This window comes from Cellulophaga sp. BC115SP (assembly GCF_009905545.1).
GTDB classification, from domain to species: Bacteria; Bacteroidota; Bacteroidia; order Cytophagales; family Spirosomataceae; genus Flectobacillus; species Flectobacillus rivi.
The window spans coordinates 83,172-97,801 of sequence record NZ_JAAALB010000004.1 but is presented as its reverse complement, the minus strand read 5'-3'; the positions used below and the strand labels follow the sequence as shown (position 1 = coordinate 97,801).

At 36.5% G+C, this 14,630-nt stretch carries 12 protein-coding genes; 7 read left to right on the top strand and 5 right to left on the bottom strand.

What is annotated here, in order from left to right; genetic code table 11:
• The first annotated feature begins 11 nt into the window (after positions 1–11).
• From GVN22_RS04785 to GVN22_RS04765, 5 genes are all read left to right on the top strand, one after another.
• Positions 12–1,184, top strand: a complete 1,173-nt coding sequence (locus tag GVN22_RS04785) for an O-antigen polymerase (RefSeq protein WP_166549916.1) — start codon at positions 12–14, stop codon at positions 1,182–1,184.
• A 70-nt stretch (positions 1,185–1,254) separates the two neighbouring features.
• Positions 1,255–2,169, top strand: a complete 915-nt coding sequence (locus GVN22_RS04780; protein WP_166549915.1) for a glycosyltransferase family 2 protein — start codon at positions 1,255–1,257, stop codon at positions 2,167–2,169.
• Between the two features lie 41 nt (positions 2,170–2,210).
• Positions 2,211–3,389, top strand: coding sequence for a glycosyltransferase (locus tag GVN22_RS04775; RefSeq protein WP_166549914.1), 1,179 nt, complete (start codon positions 2,211–2,213; stop codon positions 3,387–3,389).
• 305 nt (positions 3,390–3,694) lie between these two features.
• Positions 3,695–5,092, top strand: a complete 1,398-nt coding sequence (locus tag GVN22_RS04770; RefSeq protein WP_166549913.1) for a bZIP transcription factor — start codon at positions 3,695–3,697, stop codon at positions 5,090–5,092.
• 47 nt (positions 5,093–5,139) lie between these two features.
• Positions 5,140–5,631 (top strand): T9SS type A sorting domain-containing protein, encoded by a 492-nt coding sequence (locus GVN22_RS04765; RefSeq protein ID WP_166549912.1) that lies wholly within the window; start codon positions 5,140–5,142, stop codon positions 5,629–5,631.
• Positions 5,632–5,752: 121 nt separating this feature from the next.
• On the opposite strand, the gene GVN22_RS04760 is transcribed toward GVN22_RS04765, so the two are convergent.
• The 5 genes from GVN22_RS04760 to GVN22_RS04740 all read right to left on the bottom strand — a co-directional run bounded on the left by GVN22_RS04760 (position 5,753) and on the right by GVN22_RS04740 (position 11,436).
• Positions 5,753–7,135 carry an efflux RND transporter periplasmic adaptor subunit gene (locus tag GVN22_RS04760; protein WP_166549911.1) on the bottom strand — a complete coding sequence of 461 codons (1,383 nt, stop codon included), beginning with the start codon at positions 7,133–7,135 and terminating at the stop codon, positions 5,753–5,755.
• 94 nt (positions 7,136–7,229) lie between these two features.
• A complete protein-coding gene (locus GVN22_RS04755; RefSeq protein ID WP_166549910.1) occupies positions 7,230–8,693 on the bottom strand; it encodes a TolC family protein in 1,464 nt (487 codons plus the stop codon).
• Positions 8,694–8,853: 160 nt separating this feature from the next.
• Positions 8,854–9,546, bottom strand: coding sequence for a M15 family metallopeptidase (locus tag GVN22_RS04750; protein WP_166549909.1), 693 nt, complete (start codon positions 9,544–9,546; stop codon positions 8,854–8,856).
• Positions 9,547–9,592: 46 nt separating this feature from the next.
• Entirely contained in the window at positions 9,593–10,522 is a 930-nt protein-coding gene (locus GVN22_RS04745) for a Dam family site-specific DNA-(adenine-N6)-methyltransferase (RefSeq protein WP_166549908.1), read from the bottom strand.
• Positions 10,519–11,436, bottom strand: coding sequence for a type II restriction endonuclease (locus GVN22_RS04740; protein ID WP_166549907.1), 918 nt, complete (start codon positions 11,434–11,436; stop codon positions 10,519–10,521). The genes GVN22_RS04745 and GVN22_RS04740 overlap by 4 nt, the downstream gene beginning before the upstream one ends.
• Positions 11,437–11,674: 238 nt before the next feature.
• Between GVN22_RS04740 and GVN22_RS04735 the strand changes: the two genes are divergently transcribed.
• Both GVN22_RS04735 and GVN22_RS04730 read left to right on the top strand, forming a co-directional pair.
• Positions 11,675–13,438, top strand: a complete 1,764-nt coding sequence (locus GVN22_RS04735; RefSeq protein ID WP_166549906.1) for an ABC transporter ATP-binding protein — start codon at positions 11,675–11,677, stop codon at positions 13,436–13,438.
• Positions 13,439–13,488: 50 nt separating this feature from the next.
• The gene (locus GVN22_RS04730; protein ID WP_166549905.1) at positions 13,489–14,424 is read left to right on the top strand and encodes a hypothetical protein; all 936 of its coding nucleotides are present in this window, start codon (positions 13,489–13,491) and stop codon (positions 14,422–14,424) included.
• The last annotated feature ends 206 nt before the right edge of the window (positions 14,425–14,630 follow it).

Below are 14,630 nucleotides of genomic sequence, written 5' to 3'. Positions count from 1 at the left end.
AATCATAAATTATGACATTAGCTTTACTTTTGATATTACTGATAGGAAACAGTCTACTTTACAGAAGCCTGCTGAATCCTATCGTAATACAAACAGGGTTATGGTTGATGTATTATTTTATTTTTTGGTATAATCAAGCTTATTTTTCTGTTAATCTCGATGATATTGCCCCCTTTATAGGGCTAAGTTGTTTTGGGTTTTCACTGGGAGGTTTGATCTGTTGGGGGCTATACCAAAAAGTAATACCCGAAATAACTATTGCTGAACCTCTTGATGACGATACTCTTTTAGTCAAAAATCTTTCCCTCTTTTACCCAATCGTTTTACTTTCTTTGGCGCTTACTCTTCCGATGGTGCTGAAAGAGGTAGGGCAATTTTCATGGGGTGATATTCAAGAATTACGGAATACCTTAGTCGAAAATGATGGAAAACGTTTCGGACTTTACGGGTTGATTCAAACCTTGAGTTCCGTTTATTTGGTTTTGTTACTGACCCATACCTCTTTTTCTTGGCGCAATGGCATCCTATTGGGAGCGTTTTTAGTTTATACCTATTTGCTAGGCTCACGTGGACAATTGATTTTTTTTGTGGTGCCTTTGGCTTATGATTTACTTTGGAAAAACAAAATTTCGGTAGGACAAGCCATCCTGGGAAGTCTCATGCTTATAAGCTTGATTGTGCTTATTACGATAGGTAGAGCGTCTGATTTTTCGGGGGAATCTATTATTCCTATGTTGTTGACTTATTCGGTGGCATCACTGCCCGCTCTGAGTTTGGCAAGCATCGACCCTGTACCGTATTGGGGCTATCATACTTTTCGAGTAGTGTGGCTTTGGATAGGGCGTTTGGGCTTTAATATTCCTGTAGCACCAGTTATCTCAGAATGGATTAGTACACCACTGCCCACTAATACTTATTCATATCTCAAACCTTATTATATGGATTTTGGTATGATAGGGGTATTTGTTATTCCTTTGTTACTGGGTTTTGGCTATAATCTGCTTTATTTTCGAGCAAAAAGGTTTCATATAACTTCCTGCTATCTTTTGGGCTTTTTGATGTATGCTTTATTAATGCAACCCATCGAGGAGCAATATTTCAGATGGCTAACCAATTGGTTTTACATTGTTTTGGTAATGTTTTTTTTGAAAAAAGTAGAGATAAAATGGTTTGATACCAAGTGATTTTTTGATTTAGAAAACAATAAATTTCTCTGGTTAAATAAATTCAATTCACAATTCAGTATTCCTACTTATGACTGGTCAAATTGCGGCAGTAATTGTCACTTATCACCCATTGATTGCTAATATCCAACAGTTACTTGAAAGGCTTAGTCCGCAGGTAGACAGTATTGTTATGGTAGATAATGGAAGTCATAATGTCGAAGAAATTGAAAAAATATTGATTAATTACCCACAAACTACCCTTATTTCGCTAGCAGATAACCATGGAATAGGCTTTGCTCAAAATAAAGGAATAGTATTTGCTTTAGAAAAACCAGAAATAGGTGGGGTTATCTTATTCGACCACGATAGTTTGCCTGAAGCGAAAATGGTACAACAATTATTAGAGGCATGGAAATTGTTGGCAATCAATGGTCATTATCTTGGTGCAGTTGGGCCTATTTATAGAGACCCACGTACCTTACGCAATTACCCCATTTCGGTTTTTCAGGGATTTCGACTTATTCATAATTATCCCCAAAACAAGGATACTCAGCCTATTTCTGCTTCTTTCCTGATTTCTTCTGGATGCTTAATTGATCGTAAGACTTTGGAGACCACAGGCTTCATGAATGAAGATTTTTTTATTGATTATATTGATATAGAATGGAGCTTTCGGGCTTGCAATAAAGGATTCGAGCTGTTTGCTATTCCTACGGCTATTATGTGGCATCAGGTAGGCGACGACCGTCTGAAGGTTTTAGGAAGAGAAATTTCAGTGCATAGTCCTTTAAGAAGATATTATTTGGCTCGCAATTCGATATTAATGCTTAAACAATCACATATTCATTGGCAATATAAAGTCCGAGAACTCTTCTATACCGTATCTAGAGTGGTTGTTTATATCGCCTTAGTTCCACAAAAAAGAAAATATCTCAAGTACATTCTTTATGGCTGGTACGATGGTATCGTCAACAGAGTGGGTAAGTCTAGGTTATCTTCCTAGTTATTGAGCCATCATTTTGCCTAGTATAGTTTATGAAATTTATGTTTATTATTTCCGATGTAGGGAGTTTTAATATTTTTCTATCGGAATTATCCTTATCGATATTCGAACATTTTCCAGACATCGAGCTGCATATTATTTGCTCGGCTGAAAAAACCATAGATATACCCAATCTCTATTCTTTCAATCACCTCAATATCCATTTTCATTATTTAGGTATTCCACGAAGTCTTCGTATCAAGCACGAATTACAAGTAGCTTGGCAGATTCGGCGCTTGGTGGCAGACATCAAGCCTGATTTGGTGCATGCACATTTTACTACGGGTATATTCCCTACGATTCTTTTTCGGAAAATGGGTATTCCTTATTGGGGTACATTTCACGGATTAGGGCTCAATAGTAGCTCTGGCTGGAAAAAAGGGCTTTTTTACTTTTTGGAAAATCATTGTTTTCAAAAACTTGATAAAATTATTTTGCTCAACCAACCCGATGTAAAAATTGTCCAAACAGTTTATAAAAACAAAGTATATAAGCATCAAAGTCTTGGTTTGGGATGTAATTTAGAAAAATTTAATCCTCATAATTTTTCAGAAAACATACGAGTAAACTTACGTCAAGCTTTAGGGATTCAGCAACAAAAAATCATTGCTTTTACAGGACGATTTGTCGCCTTCAAGGGCTTTCATATTGTCGTAAAGACTTTTCTACAACTGGCACAAAGTTATCCACAACAATTTAAGCTATTGTTGATAGGTGGTCTTGATCCCGTGCATTCGAGCGGGCTCAGTACCTCGCAGTGGACATATATCGAACAACATCCAGATATTACGATAACAGGGTTTACTTCCAAGGTGGAAGAATATTTGTCTATTTCTGACTATTTTGTTTTTCCGAGTAAAAAAGAAGGTATTCCTGTATGTGTACTCGAAGCCTTGGCAATGGGCATACCAGTGATTGCTTCGGATAGTCGAGGGAATAATGAAGTGATCGAGCATTTGCATAATGGTGTTCTTATCCCTCCATCACCAGATCACGAGGAAGAAATAGTAGGTATTATTCAATCTATCGAGTTATTAGAAAAGAATACCCAACTTTATCAAGCCTTAAAATCCCATGCTCTAGCAAGCAGAAGTACCTATTCGAGAGAAAACTTTATTAATGACTCTATCGCTATTTATAAAAATAGTTTTTGTGAGTCATCAAAATTTCAATTTCATTAAAGAATATGCTAATTTCAATGTATTCAATCGGTAACTCATTCATTACAAACGACTTGATACATTTTTGGCAAGAAGATTGTTGAAAATATTAAGTAACTGCTAATAACTTGCTTGGTGGGTTATTTCTTTAACCTTCATTTGGTATCTTAAAACACTCCATTATACTAACCACCCTTTAATTTGATGAGTCTAATGCCCGATTACTCTTTCGTAAAGGATTTGTTTGGCATAGTCTATTGAACAGTTTTAACTTGGAGAATAGTCTTTGATAAAGACTGTGCTCTTTTTATTTGTCCTAAGTAAACATGATACGCTACTACTCTCTATTACTAGTGATACTTGGTATCACTTTCAGCACATTTTCGCAGACCATAACCGCTCCTTATGGTCAAAGTCTGACTATTAATAACCCCCTCGATATTGCGGGTGGTAGTATTAATATCATGTCGGATAGTGCCTACAAAATCGGAGGAAAGCCTATCCTGAGTATTGCAGGTATTGCCAATGTTTTGCTAGGTGATGGCGCAGGCTTTAATAATCAAGGATCAAATAATATTTTCATTGGAAAAACGGCTGGTTTTCTGAATGCATCAGGTTTTGCTAATACTTTTATTGGCGAATCGGCAGGGTATTCAAACACGACTGGCAATAACAATATGTTTTTGGGAACTGCCGCAGGACTGTCTAATGCGGTGGGCTACTCCAATACCTTTATTGGTGTCAACGCTGGGCGACGCTCTTTGGCAAATGGTAATGCCTATATCGGTACAGCAAGTGGTATCAATACCATTACTGGGAATAATAACACAGGACTAGGTACTTTGACAGGGCAAGATAATGTATCTGGCTCGCAGAATACCTTTGTGGGATTTAGCTCTGGTAGTAAACTCATGTCGGGCGACTATAACACTTTTATTGGTGCATTAACAGGTGTGGCTTCGAGTGCAAGTAATATTACCAACGCCACGGCTATTGGTGCTAATACTGAATTGGCTATATCGAACTCGATTGTATTGGGCAACAATGCTAGCGTTGGAATCGGTACGAATGACCCCATTACTAATGGAGCAAAATTGGTTATTGTAGGAGCTGGCAATAACGCCAATGTTCTACAATTGAGGAACATTCCGACCCGTAATACTGTCAACGGATTAAGACAGCTTTTTGCTGATGAAGTAGGGAACCTTGTTACATTTCAAATGACAACGACTGCCAATAGTTACCCAGAGGTCAAATCGATGACTAATAGCATTAATAATACTCTTTGGACTAGTAATGAATCGGGGTTTTTAAAGAATAACAGTACTAGAGGAGTGGTGATTGGAGATGGTATTAATTCTTTGCCCGAAGGCTATAATTTGTATGTGTCTGAGGGTATTTTGACGGAACAAGTAAAGGTAGCCTTGAAAAATACAGAAGATTGGGCAGACCATGTTTTTTCAAAAAAACATCGTTTAATGCCGTTACAAAAAGTAGAAGATTATATCAAAAAATATCAGCACCTACCCAATATTCCTTCGGCAGCAGAAATGGTTATTTCTGGAAATGATTTGCATCAAACAGATACCAAGCTTCTTGAAAAAATCGAAGAATTAACCTTGTATATGATTGAGTTGAAAAAGGAAAATCAACAAATGAAGCAAGAAATAGAATCCTTGAAAAGAACTCGAAAAGAAGGTTTTTCTCAAAAGAAAAAACGCTAATATTTCTTTATCATATTCTTGCTATTGCCTTTTATCAGCCTAATGTCATGACTAAAAACTACTTTATCGCTTTCTTTATAGGAGTTATTACAAAAGCATATCCTCAAAGTACTTCTATTCAGGAAGTACAATCCGATTATATAAAGTCGAGCAAAGCAACCACTGTACCGACTCATTATCGAGCGTCAAAGGCTGTAGTTTTGCAGTCAGGATTTAAGGCAAAGGGAAAGAATAGCTTCAGTGCCAAAATTCAGCATTTTCCTTTAAAAGAATCCATTACAAGTGTGTCTTTGGCTGTTTCGCCCAATCCCGTACAAGATGAATCTTTTATTCATTTCAAAATCCCACAATCTACCCTTGTATCACTTACTGTGAGCAGTGCTTCGGGCGAGCCAATTGTTCAACTTATCCAACAAGAATATAAAGAGGCAGGCGAATATCGATTAATGTTAAACAGTAAAGAATGGGCTTCAGGAATGTATTTGCTACATCTTCAAACTTCGCAAGGTATAACAATTTTTAAAGTAATAAAGCCATAAAAAAAAGCCATCTCCGACAATCTGAGATGGCTTTTCCATAAACCCTAAACCAAACTAAATTTATCTAATAATAATCTTAGTTCATTTTTTAATCATTTCTAGAGATTCACGCCTCTATCTTTTACTTCTTCTCTTTGTTGTCCTTATTAGCTTCTTTTTTCTTCACTAATTCTCCATCTTTCAATTTCTTAGAAACTGTCACATAAGGACCTGAAATGATTTGTTCTCCTTCTGTTAATCCACTTAAAATTTCGATATTATCAAAATCGGAGATACCAGTGGTAACTTCTTTCAATTTAGCATGATTGTCTTTGGTCAAAACAAACACTACTTCTTTGAGCTTTTCTTTTTTAATAACCTTTGGTTCTTCTGAATTATTGCTTTCTTCTTCTGATTTTTTCTCCTGATTAGCTGCTTTAGGGTCACGCGTTGTAACTGCTGCTAGAGGTACTGACAAAACACCATTTTTGCGATCAGTAACAATCTCTACCGAAGCCGTCATCCCTGGTTTTAATGGATAAGAGCGTTTGCCTTTGATAAGGTCAGCATAAGAACTACGAAGAACTCTAATTTTTACTTCAAATTCAGTAACAGCGTCGTTAGATACTGAAGCTGCTGCTGAAGAAGTTGCCAAACCATTAGCAGAGCTAGCCACTTCGTAAACAATACCTTTAAATTTACGACCTGAGGCACTGTAAGAATCCACGTCGATGATTACAGTATCATTAAGACTAACACGGGTAATATCGTTTTCGTTCACATTTACACGAACTTCCATTTTATTCAAGTTGGCAATACGAAGTAACTCTGTACCAGCCATTTGAGAAGTACCAACAACTCTTTCGCCAAGCTCTACGTTCAATTTTGAGATAGTACCACTTTGTGGTGCATAAATCGTTGTTTTAGTCAAGTTGGTACGAGCTTCTTTCAAGGCCGCTTCCGAGCTTCTTACGTTAAATGCTGCTGCTTGAACGTTTGCTTTTGCTGATTCCAAATCTTGTTTTGCCACAGAATATTGTGAACTAAATTGTTCGTAATCAGAATCAGAAATTACTTTATCATCATGTAACTTTTTATTACGATCAAAATCAGTTTTTGCTTTTAATAAACGAGCTTCTGATTGCGATTGGATAGCCTTTGATTGCTCTAATGAAGCTTTGGCAGAGTTTACTTGTGCTTCGGCACGAGCCAATAACGATTCGTAGTTATCAGGGCGAATTTTTAACAATAATTGACCTGCTACAACTGAGTCGCCTTCACTTACATAAAGACCTACAATTTCGCCAGAAACATCTGGAGAGAGTTTTACCTCGATTTCGGGTTGTACTTTACCTGAAGCAGATACACGCTCGATAATGTCTGTACGTTTTGCTTTAGATAGTTCTACTTCTGTAGCTTCTTCTTTTCCGATCCAACCATTCTTTTTCGCTAAAATCAACCCACCTACCACTACGACTGCGACAACGGCTAAAATGACCCAGATTTTATTGGATTTGTTTTTCATTGTATATAAAGTTTTGAAAGATTGATGTTAAGGTTTTTGAAAAACGATGAAACATAATAGTTTTTCAAGGTTTTACATTCAATCGAGTGTTTGGTTAAAATGTGAGCGGTTTATTTTGGTAATAATCTAATATCTTGGTTCTAAAAATAAAGTCATATTTGGCTTGAATTTGATTTGCTTTTGCTTTGTCCAAATTCGTTTTTTGTAAGTTGTAGCTTACAAAATCAATTGCTCCTGCATTGAAACGACTTTCTGCAGCACGGAAAGATTCTTCCAAAGCAGTTACCTGTACGGTCAAAGCTTCATATCTTTTAGCCGAATTTGACATATTTGTATAAGCTTGTTCGATATTCTGACGCAAAGTCAAGCGTGTTTTTTGAGCTTCCAATTCAGCATTTACTTTTTGCAATTTGGCTTGACTCACACGAGTCTTGTTAGCAAAACGACTAAAGATTGGAATATTGGCACTCGCTCCGAAGGCATAGTTAAAAGTATTTTCTAGTTGCTTGAAATAACCAACCGTTCCTGCCTCAACAGTACGTGGTGTATTTACGACCAACGGAATATCTTGTCCATTAAAACTAACCGTTCCTAAATTTTGCTGATTGGTACCATCTACTTTATAGATTTTTTGTGCATTGGACTGGTTGGCACCCGTCGAAGCCGAAAGGTTGATGGTTGGTAGAAAACCAGCTCTGGCAATTTCGATACCTTTATCAGCACTTTTTACTCTCAAATCCGAAGCCTTTACCGTTGGTTGAGTTCCTTCGGCAGTTTGATAGATTTGATCCACAGGAGCTTCGTAAGCTGTCGTAGATGGTGTTGGTACCGAAATTCTGTCTAGATTGACATTGTTTGAGAACTCCTTATCATTAAGTAGCTGTACTAAATTAAGTTTTGCCAAATCTAAGGTGCTTTGATTGTTGACAACAGTCGTTTCTTCGTTGGCAACCTGAGCTTTTAAATCAAGCAAATTGGTCTGCGGTAAAGAACCTGCACGTACTAATTTTTCTGTACGCTCAATTTGCAATTTAGTGATAGCTGTTTGACTTTGAGCAATGATAAGTTGGTCTTCAGCATTGAGAATATTCAGATAAGCCAATACCACCTGCATTGAGATATTCTCTTTCATCGCCTGCATATCCAACTGATTGGCTTTTACTAGCAAATCGTTTTGTGCAATTGTATTCTTAAGGAGATTTCCATTAAAAACCGTCACCCCAGCATTTACGCCCAAACTATTGTAGTTGATATTTCGTGCTACATAAGTGTTGGTAAATGGGTCAAGGCTTCGACCAAAGTTGAAGAATTCACTTACGGTACCATTAGCACCAGGAAGCTGGTTATTTTTAGCTTGTTGATAATTCAACACGGCGTTCTGAAGCTGTATTTCTGACTGCTTTACAGAGATATTATTGCGAAGTGCAATATCAACCGCCTGTTGTAGAGTAATTTTTGGGCCTTTTGAACTAGGAGCCTCTACTGCGTTTTGCGCCTGAGCCTGTGTCCCAGCGATAAGTGCAGCTCCCAATAAAAGTCTGTAAACGCCTGATTTCATATTTCGTTTGATAGTTTTGAGTATTCGCTCTCGATATAGTCCCTAGAGTTTTTTGAATAACCAATACTACGAATGAAAAATCAAGTCATGAAGCGATTTTGGATAAGTGGTTCGTGGGTAAGGATTAGTGGTTTGTTTTCGTATAGACCTACTCTTATTTTTATTCAATTATCTGATAAACACGTTTGGCATCGCTGCGTGCAAGAGCATTGAAATGCCACCATTCGTACTTAATAGGCATAAATCCAGCTTGTTGCATTACGCTTCGCAAAAGACGACGATTGGCTACCTGTTGAGCTGTAAGTTGCTTATTTTTTAGAAAATATTCTTCGTGACTTGGATAGGCTAATTTGCCAAAAAAATCAAAAGGCGTTCCCATATCTAAGGGAACTCCTTTGCTGGTAGTAATCGTCAAATCAACGGCACAGCCATAATTATGAATTGACTTTTGACTTGGGCTTGCCACGTAGGTTTCGCGCTGGTGCGGCGGGTATTGGGAAAGACTATTCCAAAGAATTTTTTGAATTGCAAAAGGTCGTCCGCCGTCATATACCAATAAACGATAGTTTGGATGTTTTTTTTTCAAAATGGCGTTGGCTCTCGCCAGCATTTGAGCTGGCTTTTTTTGTAAGTAACAAGCCGTCGTGCAGCCATAAACATCCTTTTTTACAAAATTATCTGTAGTCGAATATTTGAGTAAAACCGCAATACTAGGGTCAAGGCTCTTGACATTGACCAAGCCTTGTTCTACCATTTTTTGCTCATAATCACATGGGACAAGATTTCTTTTCTGGCTAAATAAAGTACTTATGGTAAGCATTTGAAGAAAGAAGAGTGTAAGGATTTTTTTCATTGAAAGTTAAAATAACCATACTAAAACATGTGATAGTTAGCATCTCTTATCCCATCCAATCAAGCGTTAACTGTTCAGTTTTAGGCTTTTCCTTTTTGCGGTGATTATGTTGACTAATAGTGCCTGTGTCAAAATTACAAACCAACGCTTCTACAACCGTTCGTCGGTTTTCTATATTTCCACCATTATGATAAAAATGGTCCTGAGTTATTATATTAAATTTATTCCAATACTTCTTAATCATTTCATTTTCTCGCCAATCATTATGGTGCCAAGTGGAAAGAATAAATTTTGCTTTGGTCTCTGACAATAGTTGAAATAATAGTTCTTCATCTTGTTCTGTCCATCCATTATAATAATCTACATGCCTACCATAATAAGGAGGGTCACAGTAAATTATGTCATTTTCGGTCGCTAAAGGAATAATATTTGCAAAAGATGTATTATGAAAAGTCCAGTCAGGTTCAGATTGTATAACCTGTGAAACATGTGTTACCTGATTTATTATTTTTGTTATATATGCTGGAGCAAAACGTTCTGGTTTCTTACAAAATGGGATATTCCAATTTCCTTTGCTACCAAATCGCATCATGCCATTGAATCCAGCTCTGGAAAGAAAGATGAAGTCATAAGGAGAAAACTCTCCACTATTAAATCTAGAACGTATTTTTAAGTAATGTTCATATCCATTATTTTCAGCTTCAGAAAGAATTTGCCCTTCTTTTTCCAAGTACTGCTTCATCAACGCTGCAGTTATAGATTTACTTTGGACGTTTTTATAAAAATTAATTATATGAGGATTAGTATCATTCAAAATAGCTTTTTTATATCCAGCGTTAAATGCAACAACACCTGTGCCTAAAAACGGCTCTATCCAGGTTCCTGTTTGATTAGCTATTTCTACTAAATCCTTGATCCAAGGTACAAGCTTGGTTTTAATACCTTGACTCTTTATAGGTGGAATAATTACTTTCATAAGTTTATTTGTTTTGATGTTCTTGTTATTATTTTGTCCCATAAATCAGTTCGCCCTTTAAACTCTAAGAAATCCTTAAGGTTGGTAATTCTTACAGTTTTTCCTTCTTTGACCATTGTAGCATTTCCAAAATTAATCCAATATTCATCAAACCATGATTCTCCTAACTGACTAAAAACACCATTCTCATTTCGTAAATCTTCAATACTAAGAGTCGAACCTATATTTGCGGTGTTCCCAGACCCTTGTTTATCGCTTGCTATTTTCCATTTTTCAGCCACGAAAAATTCAAAATCTTTAATTACAGAAGTAATAGACCTAAGACTATCTATTGTAGTAACGTCTCTCTTCCCAACCTTTTTTTGAGGTGTTTCATAGTCTTCATATAATTCTTGCACTTGAAATATCTCCGTGTCTGACATATCATCAGACACATTTGCTCTTGTATAAATAACCCCTAGACAGTAATGTCCTAAATATTGATTATACGGGAATTGGATGTTTTTTCTCTTGTCTCGTTCTTTAAAATATCCTCCATGGCTTCCTAGTGTAAAACTTGAAATACCACTTTTCTTACGATAAGTTGTTTTTAAATCTACCGCAAACATTATCGTTTCATCTCTTTTATCTATAAAAGTTAAATCAGGATAGTAATTTTGATGTTCAGTGAGTAATATTTTATATCCTACATCTTCTGCAAACTTTAAAAGCAGAGGAAATATATGTATTTCAAGAATTTTGGAAACAATCTTTGTATCTGATGAAATGGTATATATGTTTTTATATACATCTATAAAGCCTTTCACAGCCCACTCACCATTATCAGTAGAAACATATTCTCCTAATTTTTCAATAAATCGGTCAAGCTCTTCTTTAAACTTAATTTTATGTTTTTCTTTCTCTATTGTTGTCATCCTTCAAATTTACTAAAATTTATCCCAAGAAAATATTTTTGATATTTATCAAAAGCAATAACAGTCTTTATTTAACTAATATAAACTACATCTCTATCATTTTTTAAGTCTAGATATTTTTACAGAACTATTTTAAAAACCTTATGGTTAACTCTTAGTCAAAGTCTACTATTGGCCTAGACCAATGTACACCTTTCTATTATTTTATTCTCCAATTTACAATCGCTCATATCAAACCATGAAAATACTATTACCCTATCTTAAACGATACCAAACAACGGTGTGGCTAGCGCTATTGCTAGCAATTATTAATCAAGTTTTTTCCCTTTTAGACCCGCTGATTTTCAGACATATTATCGATAATGTAGCTACTAAATTTACCGAAAAGAATCATACTTTTCAGGATTTCGTAGGAGCTATTTTACCATTGCTTGGCGCTTCGGTTGGAGTTGCCTTTGTGTCGAGGGTTGCCAAAAACTTTCAGGACTATTTTATTAATACTATTACCCAAAAAATCGGGGCAGAAATGTATGCCGATGGGATTCGCCACTCGCTCGAATTACCTTATGAGACTTTTGAAGACCAGCGCTCTGGTGAAACACTTGGCAAACTTCAAAAAGTAAGAGTCGATGTAGAAAAGCTTATTTCGTCGGGTATCAACATCTTTTTCCAGAGCTTAGTAGCTTTAGTATTTGTAACGATTTATGCTGTTTCTGTCCACTGGTCTATTGTTCCTTTATTTTTAACGATTGGACCTCTGATTGGTTGGATTAGCTCATTGCTCAGTAAAAAAGTAAAAGTAATTCAAAAATCTATTGTTCAGGAATCTACCGCTTTGGCAGGTTCTACAACGGAGTCTTTACGCAATATCGAGTTGGTAAAATCTTTGGGCTTGGCACAGCAAGAAATCAATCATCTCAATAGCACGACGCAAAAGATTTTAGGACTTGAACTCAAAAAGGTTCGTTATGTCCGTAGTATGATGTTTATTCAGGGGACAAGCGTCAATTTGCTTCGCGTAATTTTGACCTTTATCATGATGTACTTGATTTATCGTGGAGATATTACACTTGGTCAGTTTTTCTCTTTAAATATTTACTCATTCTTTATTTTTGGTCCATTACAGGAAATGGGTAACGTGATTAATACCTATCGTGAGGCACAAGTTTCGTTACAAAACTATGAGTCCTTATTCGATATTCCAGTGGAAGTAAAACCAGCATCTCCGCAGCCTATTCCTAGTATCAAATCACTGGCTTTCGATAACGTTTCGTTCAAACATCAGTCAGCATCTAAAAATGCACTTCGTGAAGTAAGCTTTCAAACAGCAGCAGGACAGACTATTGCTTTTGTAGGTCCTTCGGGCTCAGGAAAAAGTACTTTGGTAAAATTGCTTGTGGGTCTGTATAAACCTCAAAATGGTCAAATATTATATAATGGTCATGATGGGCGCACGATAGATTTTGATCAATTAAGAGAAAAAATAGGCTTTGTGACTCAGGATACGCAATTATTTTCGGGTACAATTCGTGAAAATTTACTTTTTGTAAATCCTAATGCCACCGATGAAGAATGTTTGGCAGTATTGAAAAAGGCAGCTTGCGAGCCACTTTTAGCCCGTGCCGACAAAGGCCTCGACACAGTCATTGGAGAGGGAGGAGTAAAAGTATCGGGTGGTGAAAAACAACGTTTAAGTATTGCCAGAGCTTTATTACGTAATCCACATTTATTGATTTTTGACGAAGCTACTTCTGCGCTTGACTCTTTAACAGAAGAAGAAATTTCAGAAACGATTCGTCAGGTATCTGTTCACGGCGAGCATCTCACTATTTTGATTGCGCACCGATTGAGCACTATTATGCACGCAGATAATATCTTTGTACTCGAAAAAGGAAAAATTGTTGAATACGGCTCGCATCAAATACTATTAGAGAAAAAAGGACTCTACTATGCGATGTGGCGTCAGCAAGTAGGCGAAAAAGAAAGTATAGAAATTGAATAAAACCTTGGGGGTGTCGAAATCGGCACCCTAATTTATTGTACCCCAACTTCATGTCCAATCACATTACCCGTTATGAAGGTTTGATTGCTTCTCAAACCTTTGATAAAGTTACCAGTAAGCTACAAAAGCAATTTGTCCAAAACCTCAAACGTCTGGAGGCGCTAAAAGTAGAAGTTGCCGAAGCAAAAGCCTTTGAGCGTGCTGTAGAAGTTCAGGTCGCCAAAGATATTGCTCCTCTGCACCGCAAATATAATCAACGTCTGGGAGATATGCTCCTGATTTTAGATACCCATTACGGACGGTTATCGGAAGAGGAAAACCACAAATTAGGCTTTTATATTGCCACAATGGTTAGTCAGCTATTGGCTTCGGGTTTGCAGCATTTACAGCCTTTATACGAAAAATACCAAGACTACCTCATGTCCAATTCTCAAGAAGTAGACATGCCAACTGAAGAGGACGACGATGATGAAGATATTCCCGAAGAATGGAGTGAACAAGATAGTCGTATTTTTGAGCAGGTAGAAGAAACTTTACCACCTATTACCAACAAAACCGCTCGTTCGATTTATATGGAATTGGTAAAGGAGTTTCATCCAGATTTGGAATCTGATGAAGAGGAAAAGCTTCGCAAAACCAAATTGATGCACTTAATTACAGAGGCATATTCAAAAAATGACCTTTATGAGTTATTAAAGCTTAGAATGACGCTGATTACTGAGCAAGAAAAGCCTCAGACGTTTGTAGAACCACAGCTTAAGCGCTACAATAAGATTTTGATTAAGCAGATTTTGTTTCTGGAGAAAGAACTAAAAGATATTCAGTCGGGAGCTTATTGGCAATTCGGTAGAGGAAATTATAAAACAATGGATATCAGTATTATTACCGAAATGAATTCTATTAAAAAGGCTACAAAGCAATTGGAGTTTCATAAACAAGTACTCAAGTCCAAAGAATATGTCGTTCAGTTTTTGAGTAATTATTAATACGCTCTAGGCTATAAGCCGTAGGCATTAGGCAAAAATTATATGCATGATATTGAGAAATACTTTTTGCTTATGGCATATAGCTATTGGGCTTTCGACTTTCAGCAATGGGCTTTCGGTAAAAAATCTTCCATGAACTCAAAGAAGCTTTTTTACTTTATGCCTACGGATTATAGCCTAAGGTGTATTAATGCTGAGTTAGGACT